Raw genomic sequence first — 13332 nt, 5'->3', positions numbered from 1 at the left:
CAAATCCTCGTCAGGCAACTTCGTTCAATCGGATCAGCTTCGCCCCCCAGTCCCCCGACACGATCGTCGTGATCGAGGCGGGATCGATGTCGAAGCGAAAGCAGTCACCGGCCGGCAAGCCAAGGACGGTGCAGACGGCGACCTTGATCACATCGGCATGGCTGACCAGGGCGACGCATTGGTTCTGATGCCGCTCGCGGACCCCGGCCATCAGCGACACAATGCGTTGCTGGACATCCTGCATGGTCTCGCCACTCGGTGTCCTTGCCTCCTGCCGCTGGTCATTCCACGCTCGCCAACTGGCGTCGCCATTCAGCTCATCGAAAGTCTTTCCCGACCAGTCGCCGAAGTCGATCTCGTCGAGTTCGGCGCAGATCGCGATGTCCCCGACACCGCAGGCTAGCGCGATTGGCAGCGCCGTCTCTCGCGTACGCTCACGCGGGCTGCACAGGATCGCGACGATAGGCTCCCGGGCCATGCGGCCGCCAAGCTGCGCTGCCTGTGCCTTGCCGGCATCGCCGAGGCAAACGCCGTCCATCCGGCCTGCAAGATAAGAGCCGACATTGTCGTGTGCCGCATGGCGGATCAGAAAGAAGGTCGTCGTCATTCTGCGGCATCGAGCAAAGGCTCGTCCTTGCCAGCGATGAACGCAAGCGTGCGCTGCCGCGCTTCGGCGTCGGTGAACTGTTCGGGAGGCGACTTCATGAAATAACTGCAGGGACCGGTCAGGGCACCGGCTATGCCGCGATCGAGCGCCAGCTTGGCGCAGCGTAACGCATCGATCACCACGCCGGCTGAATTTGGAGAATCCCAGACTTCCAGCTTGAGTTCGGCATTGAGCGGCACGCCGCCGAAAGTCGTGCCTTCCACCCTTATATAGGCCCATTTGCGATCGGTGAGCCAAGGCACATGGTCGCTCGGGCCGACATGGATATTGCCCGGCTCCAGGGGAACATCGAACTGGCTGGCCACGGACTGTGTCTTCGAGATTTTCTTCGATTCCAGCCGCTCGCGTTCCAGCATGTTGAGAAAATCGGTGTTGCCGCCGAAATTCAGCTGATAGGTGCGGTCGATGCGCACGCCGCGTTCGCGAAAGAGATTGGCCAGCAACCGGTGCACGATGGTCGCGCCGACCTGGCTCTTGATATCGTCGCCGACCAGCGGCAGTCCTCGCTGCTCAAAGCGCCGGCGCCATTCCGGACGTGAGGCGATGAAAACGGGTATGCAATTGACGAAGGCGCAGCCGGCCTCGAGTGCGCATTCGGCATAGAAGCAGGTCGCCTCCTCGGAACCCACCGGCAGGTAGGAAACCAGCACGTCAGCGTTGCTGTCGCGCAGGATCTCGCTGACATTGGCAACCGGCTCCGGAGCTTCTTCAATCTCGTCACGCAAATATTTGCCGATCCCGTCCAGCGTCGGTCCGCGCTCGACGCGAACGCCGGTTGTCAACGCGTCGGCAAAGCGGAACGTGTTGTTGGGGGCGGCGTAGATCGCTTCCGCGACGTCGAGGCCAACTTTGCTCCTGGCGACATCGAATGCGCAGACAATCTCGATGTCGTCGACATGGTAGCCGCCGAGGTCGGCATGCATCAGCCCAGGGATTGGTTCGTTGCTTTTCGCGTGACGGTAAAAGGAGAGGCCCTGCACGAGGGAGGATGCGCAGTTGCCGACACCAACGATACCAACACGAACCTTTTTCGATCCCACGAACCGCCACCCTATGTTGTTCAAAGGTAAGTTCCTGGCGCCGAACCATCAGCGTGCCGGAATGTTCCTCGCCCATCGAAAAATTGCGTGAGACAGCATGGATCGAAGCTGCATTCGATGCGTTGCCGCACGGCAAGCATTGGAAAACCGATCGATGATCGTCTACGGCGACCACAAGCAGACGCAGAACGCACAACAGCTTCGCGAAGCAGCAAGCGAAATGGCCGAAAGCCTGGATCGGATGTCTCATGGCATCCAACGCCATGCTGCATTGGTCGGACTGTTCATCAGCGTGTCGGAGCTGGTTCAGGCGCTTGCCGATGTGGATTTCGAAACTAGCGGCATCGACATCTTTTCGCCACGACAACAGCAAGGCGCCAGGTTGCTGGTCGGACTTGCGGCAGAGGTGGCGAAGTCGTGGCGAAGCGGTTTTGACGCCGGCGGTGGCATCGACCCGGGACTTTTCAAACTGCTGGCCGGGCTCGACTGCCAGGCCGAGGTTCTGACCGGCTCTGCCGAGGGTTATGCGCATTATGCGCTTTATCCCGAAAGCTATTTGGACGCGGCGCAGAAGTCGGGTCTCGATGCGAACACATGCGTGATCGGCGTCCGCAGCATTGGCCTCGGGCTGGCAGCTATGGTGGCGGCCTCGATTGGTGCGCCGGCACCATTCAGCGTTCGCCCGATCGGCCATCCCTTCCGCAGGCATATCAACGCCGATCCGCGGTCGATCGCCACTTGGATGAACAATCCATCGGCGCGTTTCGCCGTTGTCGACGAGGGTCCTGGCCTGTCCGGCAGTTCGATGCATGCCGTTATCGTGTGGCTGCGTGAACTGGGTATCGATACGGACCGCATTCACCTGTTTCCCAGCCATTCAGGCGGCCCGGGCATCGAAGCGTCGCGGGAGGCTCGGGAGACATGGTCGCGCTGTCCGAAGCATGTGGCGACGGCGTTTGAATGCACCTTCTCCGAAAGCTCGAAAATTCCCACGTTGCGCGACTGGGTGGCCGAGGCGGTCGGCAGGCCGGAATTAAGCCTGACCGAGCTATCTGGCGGCGAGTGGCGGGCCGCCCACTACGCCGATGAAGGGCGCTGGCCGCCGAGCCCACGCGGTAACGAGCGGCGCAAATTCCTGGCGTCCGCCGGGCGTGACCGCTGGCTCGTCAAATTTGCCGGCCTCGGCGAAACCGGACTGCGCAAGAAACGAGCCGCGGGGATGTTGTATGAAGCCGGGTTCGGATCGCAAGTTGTCGCGCTTTGCCATGGCTTTCTGGTTGAACGGTGGATTGACGGCACCACGATGGATCAGGCGCCGCTGCCCAGGGAAAGACGGATCGCGGAGTTCACAAATTACCTGGCCTGGCGTGCGGTCAATCTTCGAACTTGCGAACCGGGTGCATCATTGCTTGCACTCGCGGAGATGGCTGTTTCCAATGCGTCGGAAGCCGTGGGCGAAAAACGCGCGGCGACGTTGCGCGGTTGGCTCTCGAAAAAAACTCCCGCGCATGTGCTTCAGCGGGTTGAAATCGACGGCAAGCTCCAACCGTGGGAATTTCTCGTTCGTGCCGACGGCAGGGTGCTCAAGACAGATGCTGTCGACCATTGCCGGGCACACAATTTGATCGGCTGCCAGCCGATTGAGTGGGACATTGCCGGCGCCCGTGTCGAGTACGGGCTATCCGACAGCGATGTGAGGACCCTGGTCCAAGGAATGAAGCTTGCCATCGACAACGGCCACATCGGCTTTTTCGAACCGTGCTATTTGGCATTCCAGCTCGGGCTCTGGAGCACGGCTGCGCAATCCGAAAATGGCCGGGAAAAAGCAAGGCTGGCCGCGACGGCAGACCGATATAGGATGCGACTGATACGGTTCCTGGACGAATGCCGGCCATGATCGTTCCGATCAGTCCAGCTTTCGCAACATGTCCGCTTCCTGCTCGAGAATAGTGGCCACTTCCTCCCGCTGGAGATGCGTCATCATCAGGCTGACGCAGCACTCGAGATAGGTGATCGAGGCGCGCCGCAGATAGGCAGCCGTCTCACGTTCGGCCATCTGGTCGATCTCTCTCGCGGGTCGCTTGGGTCGCATGAGGATGATCCTCCGTATCGGGTCCTCCCGCCAAACCACAAGCTTGGGCGGATGTTCCGCACGATCTCGGGAAAGATTCGACCGCCGGCTCGCATCATGCCGGAAGGTTCTGCAGCCCGCCGGATGCGGGTCTCGCCCTTTTGGCAAAGCCTGTCATCTGATCGCCGATGCGACTGCCTTCGAGCGCCGCGAAATAATCGATCGTCAGCTTGAGCCCTTCGTTGAGGGGCACCTTCGGTGTCCAGCCGAGCAGCGCTTTTGCACGCGAAATATCGGGCTGCCTGCGCCGAGGATCGTCTTGCGGCAGCGGCAGAAATCTCAGATCCGATTTGGTGCCGGTCATCGCCTTTACCAACGCCGCCAGTCGCACGATGCTGAATTCTCCGGGATTGCCCAGGTTGACCGGCTTGCCCGGATTGGGATCGATATCCATCAGTCGCCTCAATCCATCAATCTGATCGGAGACGTAGCAGAAGGATCGCGTCTGCAAGCCGTCGCCGAAGATCGTCAGAGGACGTTTCTCGAGCGCCTGCATGATCAGGTTCGAGACGATGCGGCCGTCCGCCGGATCCATTCTCGGACCGTAGGTGTTGAAGATGCGCGCGACGCGCACGTCGGCTTTGCCGGCTCTAAGATAGTCGAAGCAAAGCGTTTCGGCGGTGCGCTTGCCCTCGTCGTAGCAGGCGCGTGGGCCGGTGCAGTTCACATGGCCAACATAGTCCTCCTTCTGAGGATGTTGCTCCGGATCGCCATACACTTCGCTCGTCGAGGCCTGTAGCAGCCGCGCGTTATTGTGGGCAGCGAGTTCAAGCAGGTTGAGCGTGCCGATCACACAGGTTCGCGTGGTGTGGATCGGGTCGGCCTGGTAACGCGGCGGCGAGGCAGCGCATGCCAGATTGAAGATACGCTCCACGGGCTCGCCGAGATCCAATGGCCGGCAGATGTCCTGCTCGATCAATCGGAAACCCGGCTGGTCCATGATCGAGATGATGTTCTCCATGCGCCCAGTCAGGAAATTGTCGGCGCAGATCACGCGCCAGCCGTCGCGGAGCAATGCTTCGCAAAGATGCGAACCGAGGAATCCCGCACCGCCGGCAACAAGCACTGCCTTTGCCCTTTGCGCGTTTCTTTTTTGTCGCATCGTCGTTTTCTCCTGTATGCCGGTCATGCTGCGCTTCCGATGTCGAAATCGAGGGCCGCCGCCCTTGGCTGTGTCAACGCCGCCACGAATTCGCGGGCCCTGGCCGCACCGGTGTGGAATGCGAGGACGCGTTCGCGGGCCCGGCGGGCCATGGCCCGGCGTGTGCGCTCGGACTCGCCGAAGAGGATCTCGACGACAGCGTCCGTTTCTCCGGCGGTGTGGATCGCCGATGCGGGAAAGAAGCTGTCGAGCCCTGGCCAGCGATCGCTGATGATGGGCGTGCCGCAAGCAGCCGCTTCGAACAGGCGCACACTGGGCGACCATCCGGCAGCGATCATGGAACTGCGTGTGACGTTCAGCGTGTAGCGCTGACGGCTGTAGAACGCGGCATGATCGGCGGGCGGCAAATGTTCGATGCGTTCGACATTGTCCGGCCAGGTGATGTCGGATGGGTATTGCGAGCCCGCTACGACGAAACGGCGGTCCGGCATATGCCGTGCGGGTTCGAGCAGCAGCGCGTTCAGCGTTGCCTGCCGATCCGCGCTGTAGGTGCCGAGATAGCCGAGATCCCAGCGGATCGGATCGCCGGTCCGGTGATGCCGTTCCGGGTCGGCCGAGCAGTAGAGCGGTTCGGCTCGGCGCGCGCCGAACTCCTCCACCAGATGGCCAAGCATCGGCCCGCCGGTGAACGAGAAGTAGACATCGAAATACGGAATCTGCCGCCAGCTCAGATAATCGCAATCATCGGCCGAAAGCTGCGCCACGGTCACCGGTGTGTCGATGTCGTAGAAGCAGAAGCGCCCCTTGCAAAATGAAGCGACGATGTCGATGACCACGCGCCCTTCCGGCACGAAGGAGCCGATGACGACGATGTCGGCCTGCTCCAGGCACCGGGCGTAGTCGCGTTGCAACTCCGCAGTGGTTTCGTAGTAGCGCAAGGCGCAGAAATCCGGATCTCGCAGATCGCGGTGGTTGGCGTACCACGGCACGTCGCGCTCCAGAAAGGTCACGCGGTGGCCGAGTTCGTGCAGACCTTTCAGCAGGCCTCGAAACGTCGTGGCGTGGCCGTTTCCCCAGGACGAGGACAGCGACAGGCCGAGAAAGACGATGTTCAATTGCTTGGTCATTCCGCTGCCTCCACGGTCCCCTGCTCGAAATGACGTTTGAAGACGGCATCGGCCACGTCCGCCCGCAGCGCGTAGGTATGGTCGGCCAGCACGCGGCAAAGTGCGGCCTGGCCGATTGCTTTTGCACGACTGGAGGTCAGCGAGCGCATGATCTCGGCGACATCGCCGCCGTCGCGTGCCACCAGGATCTCCTCGCCTGGTTTCAGGAACAGTTCCACGCCCAGCCATGCGTCGGTGATGAGGCAGGAACCGGCGCCAGCCGCCTCGAAGACACGCGTGGCCGGTGAAAAACCGTTTACGGCCATGCTGTCGCGGCTGATGTTCAGCACTGCCTTGGGTGTGACGTTGAAGGCATTATGATCGCGGGTGCCAACGTGACCAAGCCAGCCGACGTTGGGGGGAAGCGGCTTGTCCCCCCAGCCAGATCCGCCGAGCAGAAAACGCTGTTTCGGAAGCTGGCTTGCGGGATCGAGGAAGAACGCTTCGACGCGTGCCTCACGATCCGGCAGCCGGTTGCCCAGGAACGCCAGATCGCAAGCGAAACGCGCATTGCTGGCGACCGGGTGATGCGTTTGGGGATCGAGCGCATTGTAGATCGGCACGCATTCGTTCGCGCCCATGGCATGGTAGGCCCAGACGACGGGGTCGCCGCCGCCATAGGTCAGCACAAGGTCGATTTCTTGCAGGGCGCCATGGAGCGGATGGTCCGGTTCGTCGCGCAACTGGGCAAGGGTTGCTGGAGCGTCCACGTCCCAGAATACCACCAGCGCGTCGCTGCGGGCGTGGTCGAGGACGGCGCGCAGCAGCGCCTCGTCCTCGAAACCGACGCCACTCGCCTTGACGACGATGTCGGCGCTGGCGGCGCGTGCCGCGACCTGCATCAGCGCGTGCTGGGTCGCTTCATAAACGACCACAGTGCACCAGTCAGGCGCCTCGATGTCGCGGTTCTTCTGCCGGTCGTAGACGTCGGGCTCATAGAAGGTGATTTCGTAGCCCAATTGGGAAAGCGCCTTCAGCAACCCGCGATAGTAAGTCGCGGCACCGTTCCAGTAGGACGACAAGAGGCTCGATCCGTAGAATGCCATCTTCATGCGGCGGCTTCCTTTGCGGTGGTCTTGTTGATGGTGTGTTCGGCTGTGCATTCCGTGAGCACGCCGAACAACTCGTCGACGCGGTGCGAGCAGGTGTGCCGTGAGCGGATGGTCTCGAGACCCGAAGTCACCAGGGAAGCCGCGAAATCCGCATCGGCCAATACCGCCCGCAGGTGTTGCCGCATTTGCGAGCCATTGTGGGCAAACAGAAAGTCGACGCCGGGCCTGAACAGCTGCTCGACATCGGACCATGGTGCTGAAATCAGCGGAATGCCGCAGGCGAGCGCCTCGAACATGCGGATCGTCGGAATTCCGGGCAAACCCTCACGATAGGGGCGCCGTGGGATGTGGACGGTGACACGATGCGCGGCGAACGCCTTCGGCACGTCGGCATTGGCGATCCATCCGTCATAGCGCAGTCCGGCGGCGGCTAGGTCCGTGAGCGCCGGCTTGGGATAGCGGACGCCGTGCACCGTGGCCTCGAGGCCGAGATCGCGGACCGGCTTGATCAGAAACTCCCTGAGTTCGACGGTTCGTTCATCGTCGCCCCAGTTTCCAATCCAGACCAGATCGGACGTGACGTGGATCTCCGGGTGCGGCTTGAACAGGCGATCGTCCGCGGCTTCATGCCAGGTGAAGACGCGCTTGCCCCAGCCGGCGCGCAGATAGCTCTCGCGCAAGGCCTCGCCAAAGGCGAGAACGCCGTCATAGTGCTCCAACCGCAGCGCCGAGATTGCCTCGGTCGCCGATACGGCCCGGTGGTGGGTGTCATGAAACAGAAGGATGAAGTTGCCGCCAGCGGCCCGGGCACGGCCGATGCGTGCGACAAGCTCCGGATCCGTCCACTCATGAACGATCACGACGTCGGCCTCAGCGATCCAGGCTTCGTGATCGAACCCGGCATCATAGGTCACCGGCATCAGTTCTGGGAAATCCTTGCGGAAGCGTTCGATGGCGAAGGGTCCCTTCTCGGCCAGCAGGTTCGAACGGCTCCAACCGTCCGCCGGCTCCAGCGCCACCGCCTGGTGCCGGCGCGCGATCAGTTCCCGCATGATACCGCGCAGGAAATGGGCATTGCCGTGGTTCCAGTCGGAAACGACCGAGTGGGTGTAGAACAGAAAGCGCATGGTCAGCGCCCCGCCATGGCCAGGGCCGCCTTGTCGTAGACGCCTCGCATGGCCGCCGCTTGCCTGACCAGTGTAAACCGGCGGCTCCGTCGCATGGCTGCCTGGCCGAGCTCCCGCCTGAATTCGGCGTCGCTGGAGAGACGATTGAGGCAGGCAGCGAGGTCGTGCGGATTGCGCGCATCAAAGAACATCGCGGCCCCGTCCCATAGTTCGCGATAGGTTGCGATGTCGGAAAGCACCAGTGGCGTTGCCGACATGGCAGCTTCCAGCGCGGCCAGACCGAATGGCTCATAGATCGATGGCGACACGAAAATACCGGCGCGCGCCATCAAGGAGCGCACCTCGTGAGAGGGCAGTGCTCCCAGAGGAACAGCATAGCTGAAGCTGGTATGCCCGCCGTTCGGACCGTGCATCGAACCGGCGACAAAGACGGGCCATTGCGTCAGGGACGCGGCCTGGTCGACCACCGCCGCATTCTTGCCCTCGTCCCACCAGCGGGCCGCGGCGAAGACGAGTGGTTGACGTTTTTCGGCATTCGGGACGGGACGGGCGCCATTTGCAACAACATGCAGGCGCGCGATCGGGCCGTAGCAGGTCTCAAGCATGTCGGCGTGGCTGCGGCTCGGCGCAATGACTGCGTCGGCCCGATCCAAGCCGCGCCTGTTGCGCTCCTTCTGCCAGGCCCATGCGCCGTCTACTGTCTGTTTCCTGACGGCGTGGAACCATGTCGTCACGCAGGAATGGGAGACCACCACGGCTGGGCACGGCGCATCGAATCCCGCCGCCTGCGTCGGCGCGTTGAAATGGACAAGGTCGATGGCGTGGTCGCGCATGGGCGCAAGCAATTCCCGCGGCAGCGCGTCGAGATCGCCGCCGTCGCGGGTCATCCAATCCGGCGGCGTGTTCAACCAGATCAGCGTCGTGAAAGCCTCCGCCTCCTCGGCCTGCTGCCTCGACGGTTGCGGACCGAGGCCGGCAAGCACCACGCTGTCGCCACCGTTCACAAGTTCCCGTGCCAGATCAAGCGCATAGCGCCATACGCCACCCACGGCATCGACGGTCATCAGGATGCGCCGCGAGCGCGGCGTCAGTGTCCGCAACATGTCGCCTCCAGTTCCGCCAGCGGCCGCGGCCGCCTCTCCTGGATGTCACTGAATTTCTGGAAAGATGCGAGGTAGTGGTCATGGGCGCGTTCCCAGGCAAGGTCGTCGGGTTCGCCCCAAAGCTCGCGGTAGCTGGGCGAACTCGGATACGGGTAAAGCGGCACAGGTTCGTTGGCCCATACGCCGTGGTCGATCAGGTGGGTTCGCCAGTGCTCGACCAGGGCGGGATCATCCTCGACCACGCCGATCAGATTGGCCTGGACGAATGGAACATGACGTCTGGCATCGACGAGCAGCGCGGCGAGTTCCTCGGTCCCCAGCCGGCAGCGCTTGGCCAGCATCGCCCGGCCTTCGACGGTCAGGCTTTCGAGACCGGCCTCGATGGAGACGCAGCCCGCGGCGCCCAGCAATTCCAGCAGCTCGGGCTTCCACAGATCGATGCGGGTCTGTACGCCGAATTTCACGTCGCGATCGACCAAGGCTTCCAGCAACGCTTTTTGCGGCAGGAAGATCTCGTCGATGAAGTAGATGTAGCCGACACCTTGGGCAATCAGCCGATCGATCTCCGCTACCACCGCTTCGTGGTTTCGACGGCGATAGGCATCACGGAAATCGATCTTGGCGCAGAAGCTGCAATTGTAGGGACAGCCGCGCGATGCCTCGACTTCCGCGCCGAACCCGACCTGACTGTCGTCAAACCGGTGATGGTGATGCGAATGGGCTGCGATCCAGTCCGCTGGCCATTCGAGCGGCGGATGATCGACAAACGAGCTGGCGTGGACGCCGCCGTTCGAAACAACCCTGGCATCCCGCAGATAAGCGGTTGAGGGCACGGCGCTCCAACCGTCGCGCCGGGCAAGTTGCTCGACGACTTCTTCGCATTCGCCGCGCACGACGATGTCGACGCCGAGCTTGCGCAAGGTCGGCGCCGGCGTTGCAGAGCCGTGCGGCCCGACCGCGACCGTGCGTCCACCGCGCCCGGCGAGACGGTTGAGGAAATCGGCCGGCACACGCAATTCCGGCGGTGCGCAGCGCCAGAACAGATAGGTCGGGGCGGTACTGACGACGGTCATAGCCGGGGCGAAATCAGCCACCCGCTCGCAGAGACCGGAATTGTCGAGCTTCTGCAACTGCCCATCCAGCATCAGCACCTCATGTCCGGCGGCTTCGAGCAGGGCCTTCGAATAACCGAGTTCCAGCGGCAGATGCGGTTGGCGGCAGCCGAAATAAATGCTGTCGTCATACGTCCAGGACGGGTTTACCAGGGCGATTTTCATGCAACGTACCTCACGGCTTCAGGGCGAGGCTCGAGCCGATGGCGCTGCAGCCAGTCGGCGAGGTCGCGGATGCCTTCGCGCCATGAAACATGGGCCATCCAGCCAAGCGCGGTTTTGATCTTGCGGGTGTCGGCGACGAAGAAGGGCTGGTCGCCGGTGCGTTCCCCATCATGGCGGATTGAAAGATCATGGCCGGTCAGGCTACGGATTTCGCTCAACAACCTGCGCAGGCTGACCGCATTTTCCGGGCCGCCGCCAAGATTGAATGCCTGGCCTTCGGTGGTCTCGATGCGATCGAGCACGGCCCTGTAGGCGGCGACGGCATCGGACACATGCAGGATATCGCGCACTTGCCTGCCGTCGCCGTAAATGGTGATCGGGCGCCCCGTCAGCGCGCTGAGCAGGAAGTGCGCGACCCAGCCCTGGTCCTCGGTTCCGAACTGGCGCGGTCCATAGATGCAGCTCATCCGCAGCACCGCCGTCGGCATGCCGTAGGATTTGGCATAGTCGAGCACATACTGATCCGCCGCGCCTTTGGAGCAACCGTAGGGCGTGCAGAAGTCCAGGCCCCGAGCCTCATCGATGCCGTTCGCCTGGATGACGCTGTCGCAAGGCACATAGCAATCGCCGTCCTCGCGGACCGCGACGTCGGGCAGGCTGCCATAGACCTTGTTGGTGCTGGCAAAGATCACAGGGATGCGCTCACCGCTCAGTCGCGCCGCCTCCAGAACGTTGAACGTTCCGCGAAGGTTGATGTCGAAATCCTCGCCCGGCTGGACCAGGCTTGTGGTGACGGCGGTTTGCGCGGCCAGATGGAAGATCGCCTTCGAACTCATCAGAGCCGGCGCCAGTGTGTTGGCGTCTCGCACGTCGATCGTCTCCACCGTGAGGCGACCACCGTGTTTTTGCGCCAGCCATTCAAGGTTCTGCTGGACGCCCGGACGGCTGAGATTGTCGATCACCAGTACCGGCTCGCCATCCGACAACAGGCTGTCGGCGAGGTTCGATCCTATGAAGCCGCTGCCGCCGACGATGGCGACCGGCGCGTCGCGTCGATTGCGTGTGTTCATGAGACCAACCCACGTTCTTCGAGCTCGCGCTTCATGTCGGCGCCGCGGTCGACGGCGGACGTGTTACGCACCCAGGAAACGAACTCGCCGAGCGAATTCTCCAGTTGCCGCACCGGCTCGAAACCGAGCAGCTCACGGGCCTTGGAGATATCGGCGAAGCAGTTCCGGATATCGCCGGAGCGGGCTTTGCCGAGCAGTTCCGGCGAGCGGTTCGGTGTCCCCATGGCTTCGGCCAGCAATCGCGCGACTTCGCTGATCGCATACGCGCGGCCGCTGCCGATGTTGATGACATGACCCCTTGCCTGGCGTTGCTGCAGAGCAAGGCGAAAGGCGCGGGCGACGTCACGCACATGGACGAAATCGCGCTTCTGTTCGCCATCCTCGAAGATCATTGGCCGTTGGCCGTTGGCGAGACGCGAAGCGAAGTTGGCCAGCACGCCGGTATAGGGATTCGACAACGCCTGGCCGGCGCCGAAGACATTGAACAGGCGCAGCGCGACCGCATCGACGCCATAGGCCTCGCCGAAGATCAGCACGGCGCGCTCCTGGGCATATTTTGTCAGCGCATAGATGGAGGCGAGATCGACCGGCTTTTCTTCGTCCGTCGGCAGCGGCGAGAGGGCGTCTCCATCTGGCGACAGCGGGTTCCATTGCCCGCTCCTGATGTCGCTCGCCTTGCGCCGAGCATTGTCGACACGCCGGCCGTCGGACGTTGCATAGAGCCCTTCGCCATAGACGCTCATCGACGAGGCGACGACGATCCGTTCGACCGGGTGCTTGATCAATGCTTCAAGTAGCGTTGCGGTGCCGAGATCATTGGCGCCGACATAGCGCGCGATCTCGTACATCGATTGTCCGACGCCGACTTCCGCCGCCAGATGAATGACCGCGTCGACACCTTCCAGCGCACTGGCGACTGCCTCTCGGTCTCGGACATCGCCCTTGATCAGCTCGGTTCCAGCGGGAAGCGCGACGGCTTCGCCCGCATGCACCTGCTCCAGCAGCGCATCGAGGATGCGAACCGAATAATCCTGCTCGACGAGTTCCTGTGCGACATGCCGGCCGATGAAGCCGCAGCCTCCTGTAACCAATATGCGTTTCACGACGACTCCTCAGACAAGTAACCTCGGCGCCCCGAACTTTTCGGCAAAAGGTTTGTTCCCTTGCTTCAACAAAGTTCCTTTGGTCGGTCCCATTGGGAGCCGGCGCATCGCGATCACCGCGCGGTTCTGGAACATTGACGTGCTTGTGCTGTTAGGACGCCCGACAGCCCGCGTGTCCTATGTGGCAACGCCGATGATCAAAGGAGATTTCAATGTCTCAGTCGCAAACGACCACCAACCACGACGAAATTCGCAAATGGGCCGAGGAGCGGGACGGCCGGCCAGCAGTGGTGCGCACCAAAGGCGAGGGCGGCATCCTGCGGATCGACTTCGGCGAGCCCGAGGAAGCATTCGAGCCCGTCGAATGGGACGAGTTCTTCCGGATATTCGACGAGAATGATCTGGCCTTTCTGTATCAGGCCAAGACCGGTGAGGGGAAAGCCAGCCGTTTCAACAAGTTCGTCGAGCGCAATCAGAAGGGCTGATGACGCCGG

At 62.4% G+C, this 13332-nt stretch carries 13 protein-coding genes; 2 read left to right on the top strand and 11 right to left on the bottom strand.

The genetic code is table 11. The features are described 5' to 3' along the window. Nucleotides 1-10: 10 nt before the first annotated feature. Together NKK51_RS05220 and NKK51_RS05215 are read right to left on the bottom strand one after the other, a co-directional pair. Nucleotides 11-607 (bottom strand): histidine phosphatase family protein, encoded by a 597-nt coding sequence (locus NKK51_RS05220; RefSeq protein ID WP_352551583.1) that lies wholly within the window; start codon nt 605-607, stop codon nt 11-13. After that, complete coding sequence (locus NKK51_RS05215; protein ID WP_128303885.1) at nt 604-1707, bottom strand: inositol-3-phosphate synthase; 1104 nt, start codon at nt 1705-1707, stop codon at nt 604-606. The genes NKK51_RS05220 and NKK51_RS05215 overlap by 4 nt, the downstream gene beginning before the upstream one ends. Nucleotides 1708-1861: 154 nt before the next feature. On the opposite strand from NKK51_RS05215, the gene NKK51_RS05210 reads away from it, so the two are divergent. Further along, nucleotides 1862-3604 carry a hypothetical protein gene (locus tag NKK51_RS05210; RefSeq protein WP_352441955.1) on the top strand — a complete coding sequence of 581 codons (1743 nt, stop codon included), beginning with the start codon at nt 1862-1864 and terminating at the stop codon, nt 3602-3604. Between the two features lie 9 nt (nt 3605-3613). Here NKK51_RS05210 and NKK51_RS05205 read toward each other — a convergent pair whose 3' ends face one another. The 9 genes from NKK51_RS05205 to NKK51_RS05165 form a co-directional block, all read right to left on the bottom strand. Continuing rightward, on the bottom strand, nt 3614-3799 hold the full coding sequence (locus NKK51_RS05205; RefSeq protein ID WP_352441956.1) for a hypothetical protein: 186 nt from the start codon (nt 3797-3799) through the stop codon (nt 3614-3616). Nucleotides 3800-3893: 94 nt separating this feature from the next. Then, the gene (locus NKK51_RS05200) at nt 3894-4940 is read right to left on the bottom strand and encodes a UDP-glucuronic acid decarboxylase family protein (RefSeq protein ID WP_023809477.1); all 1047 of its coding nucleotides are present in this window, start codon (nt 4938-4940) and stop codon (nt 3894-3896) included. A 23-nt stretch (nt 4941-4963) separates the two neighbouring features. After that, complete coding sequence (locus tag NKK51_RS05195; protein WP_352441957.1) at nt 4964-6067, bottom strand: CgeB family protein; 1104 nt, start codon at nt 6065-6067, stop codon at nt 4964-4966. Next, on the bottom strand, nt 6064-7158 hold the full coding sequence (locus tag NKK51_RS05190) for a CgeB family protein (protein WP_352551581.1): 1095 nt from the start codon (nt 7156-7158) through the stop codon (nt 6064-6066). Before NKK51_RS05190 ends, NKK51_RS05195 begins: the two co-directional genes overlap by 4 nt. Beyond that, the gene (locus tag NKK51_RS05185; protein WP_128303888.1) at nt 7155-8285 is read right to left on the bottom strand and encodes a CgeB family protein; all 1131 of its coding nucleotides are present in this window, start codon (nt 8283-8285) and stop codon (nt 7155-7157) included. Before NKK51_RS05185 ends, NKK51_RS05190 begins: the two co-directional genes overlap by 4 nt. Nucleotides 8286-8287: 2 nt before the next feature. Next, nucleotides 8288-9388 carry a glycosyltransferase family 4 protein gene (locus NKK51_RS05180; protein WP_352551579.1) on the bottom strand — a complete coding sequence of 367 codons (1101 nt, stop codon included), beginning with the start codon at nt 9386-9388 and terminating at the stop codon, nt 8288-8290. Beyond that, nucleotides 9373-10665 carry a TIGR04295 family B12-binding domain-containing radical SAM protein gene (locus tag NKK51_RS05175; protein WP_352551578.1) on the bottom strand — a complete coding sequence of 431 codons (1293 nt, stop codon included), beginning with the start codon at nt 10663-10665 and terminating at the stop codon, nt 9373-9375. Before NKK51_RS05175 ends, NKK51_RS05180 begins: the two co-directional genes overlap by 16 nt. After that, nucleotides 10662-11735, bottom strand: a complete 1074-nt coding sequence (locus tag NKK51_RS05170; RefSeq protein ID WP_352551576.1) for an NAD-dependent epimerase/dehydratase family protein — start codon at nt 11733-11735, stop codon at nt 10662-10664. The genes NKK51_RS05175 and NKK51_RS05170 overlap by 4 nt, the downstream gene beginning before the upstream one ends. Continuing rightward, nucleotides 11732-12838 carry an NAD-dependent epimerase/dehydratase family protein gene (locus tag NKK51_RS05165; protein ID WP_128303892.1) on the bottom strand — a complete coding sequence of 369 codons (1107 nt, stop codon included), beginning with the start codon at nt 12836-12838 and terminating at the stop codon, nt 11732-11734. Before NKK51_RS05165 ends, NKK51_RS05170 begins: the two co-directional genes overlap by 4 nt. Nucleotides 12839-13050: 212 nt before the next feature. On the opposite strand from NKK51_RS05165, the gene NKK51_RS05160 reads away from it, so the two are divergent. After that, entirely contained in the window at nt 13051-13323 is a 273-nt protein-coding gene (locus tag NKK51_RS05160) for a hypothetical protein (protein ID WP_127255003.1), read from the top strand. Nucleotides 13324-13332 lie beyond the last annotated feature (9 nt).

This window comes from Mesorhizobium sp. M0011, assembly GCF_040324155.1.
GTDB lineage: Bacteria > Pseudomonadota > Alphaproteobacteria > Rhizobiales > Rhizobiaceae > Mesorhizobium.
Note: the sequence above shows the minus strand (reverse complement) of the source record. Positions and strands in the feature narration are given on the sequence as shown.

What these genes read in the sequence shown, in the direction of transcription:
- NKK51_RS05220 (WP_352551583.1), bottom strand. Translation starts at nt 607, where the DNA reads ATGACGACGACCTTCTTTCTGATCCGCCATGCGGCACACGACAATGTC.
- NKK51_RS05210 (WP_352441955.1), top strand. Translation starts at nt 1,862, where the DNA reads ATGATCGTCTACGGCGACCACAAGCAGACGCAGAACGCACAACAGCTT.
- NKK51_RS05205 (WP_352441956.1), bottom strand. Translation starts at nt 3,799, where the DNA reads ATGCGACCCAAGCGACCCGCGAGAGAGATCGACCAGATGGCCGAACGT.
- NKK51_RS05200 (WP_023809477.1), bottom strand. Translation starts at nt 4,940, where the DNA reads ATGCGACAAAAAAGAAACGCGCAAAGGGCAAAGGCAGTGCTTGTTGCC.
- NKK51_RS05195 (WP_352441957.1), bottom strand. Translation starts at nt 6,067, where the DNA reads ATGACCAAGCAATTGAACATCGTCTTTCTCGGCCTGTCGCTGTCCTCG.
- NKK51_RS05190 (WP_352551581.1), bottom strand. Translation starts at nt 7,158, where the DNA reads ATGAAGATGGCATTCTACGGATCGAGCCTCTTGTCGTCCTACTGGAAC.
- NKK51_RS05185 (WP_128303888.1), bottom strand. Translation starts at nt 8,285, where the DNA reads ATGCGCTTTCTGTTCTACACCCACTCGGTCGTTTCCGACTGGAACCAC.
- NKK51_RS05180 (WP_352551579.1), bottom strand. Translation starts at nt 9,388, where the DNA reads ATGTTGCGGACACTGACGCCGCGCTCGCGGCGCATCCTGATGACCGTC.
- NKK51_RS05175 (WP_352551578.1), bottom strand. Translation starts at nt 10,665, where the DNA reads ATGAAAATCGCCCTGGTAAACCCGTCCTGGACGTATGACGACAGCATT.
- NKK51_RS05170 (WP_352551576.1), bottom strand. Translation starts at nt 11,735, where the DNA reads ATGAACACACGCAATCGACGCGACGCGCCGGTCGCCATCGTCGGCGGC.
- NKK51_RS05160 (WP_127255003.1), top strand. Translation starts at nt 13,051, where the DNA reads ATGTCTCAGTCGCAAACGACCACCAACCACGACGAAATTCGCAAATGG.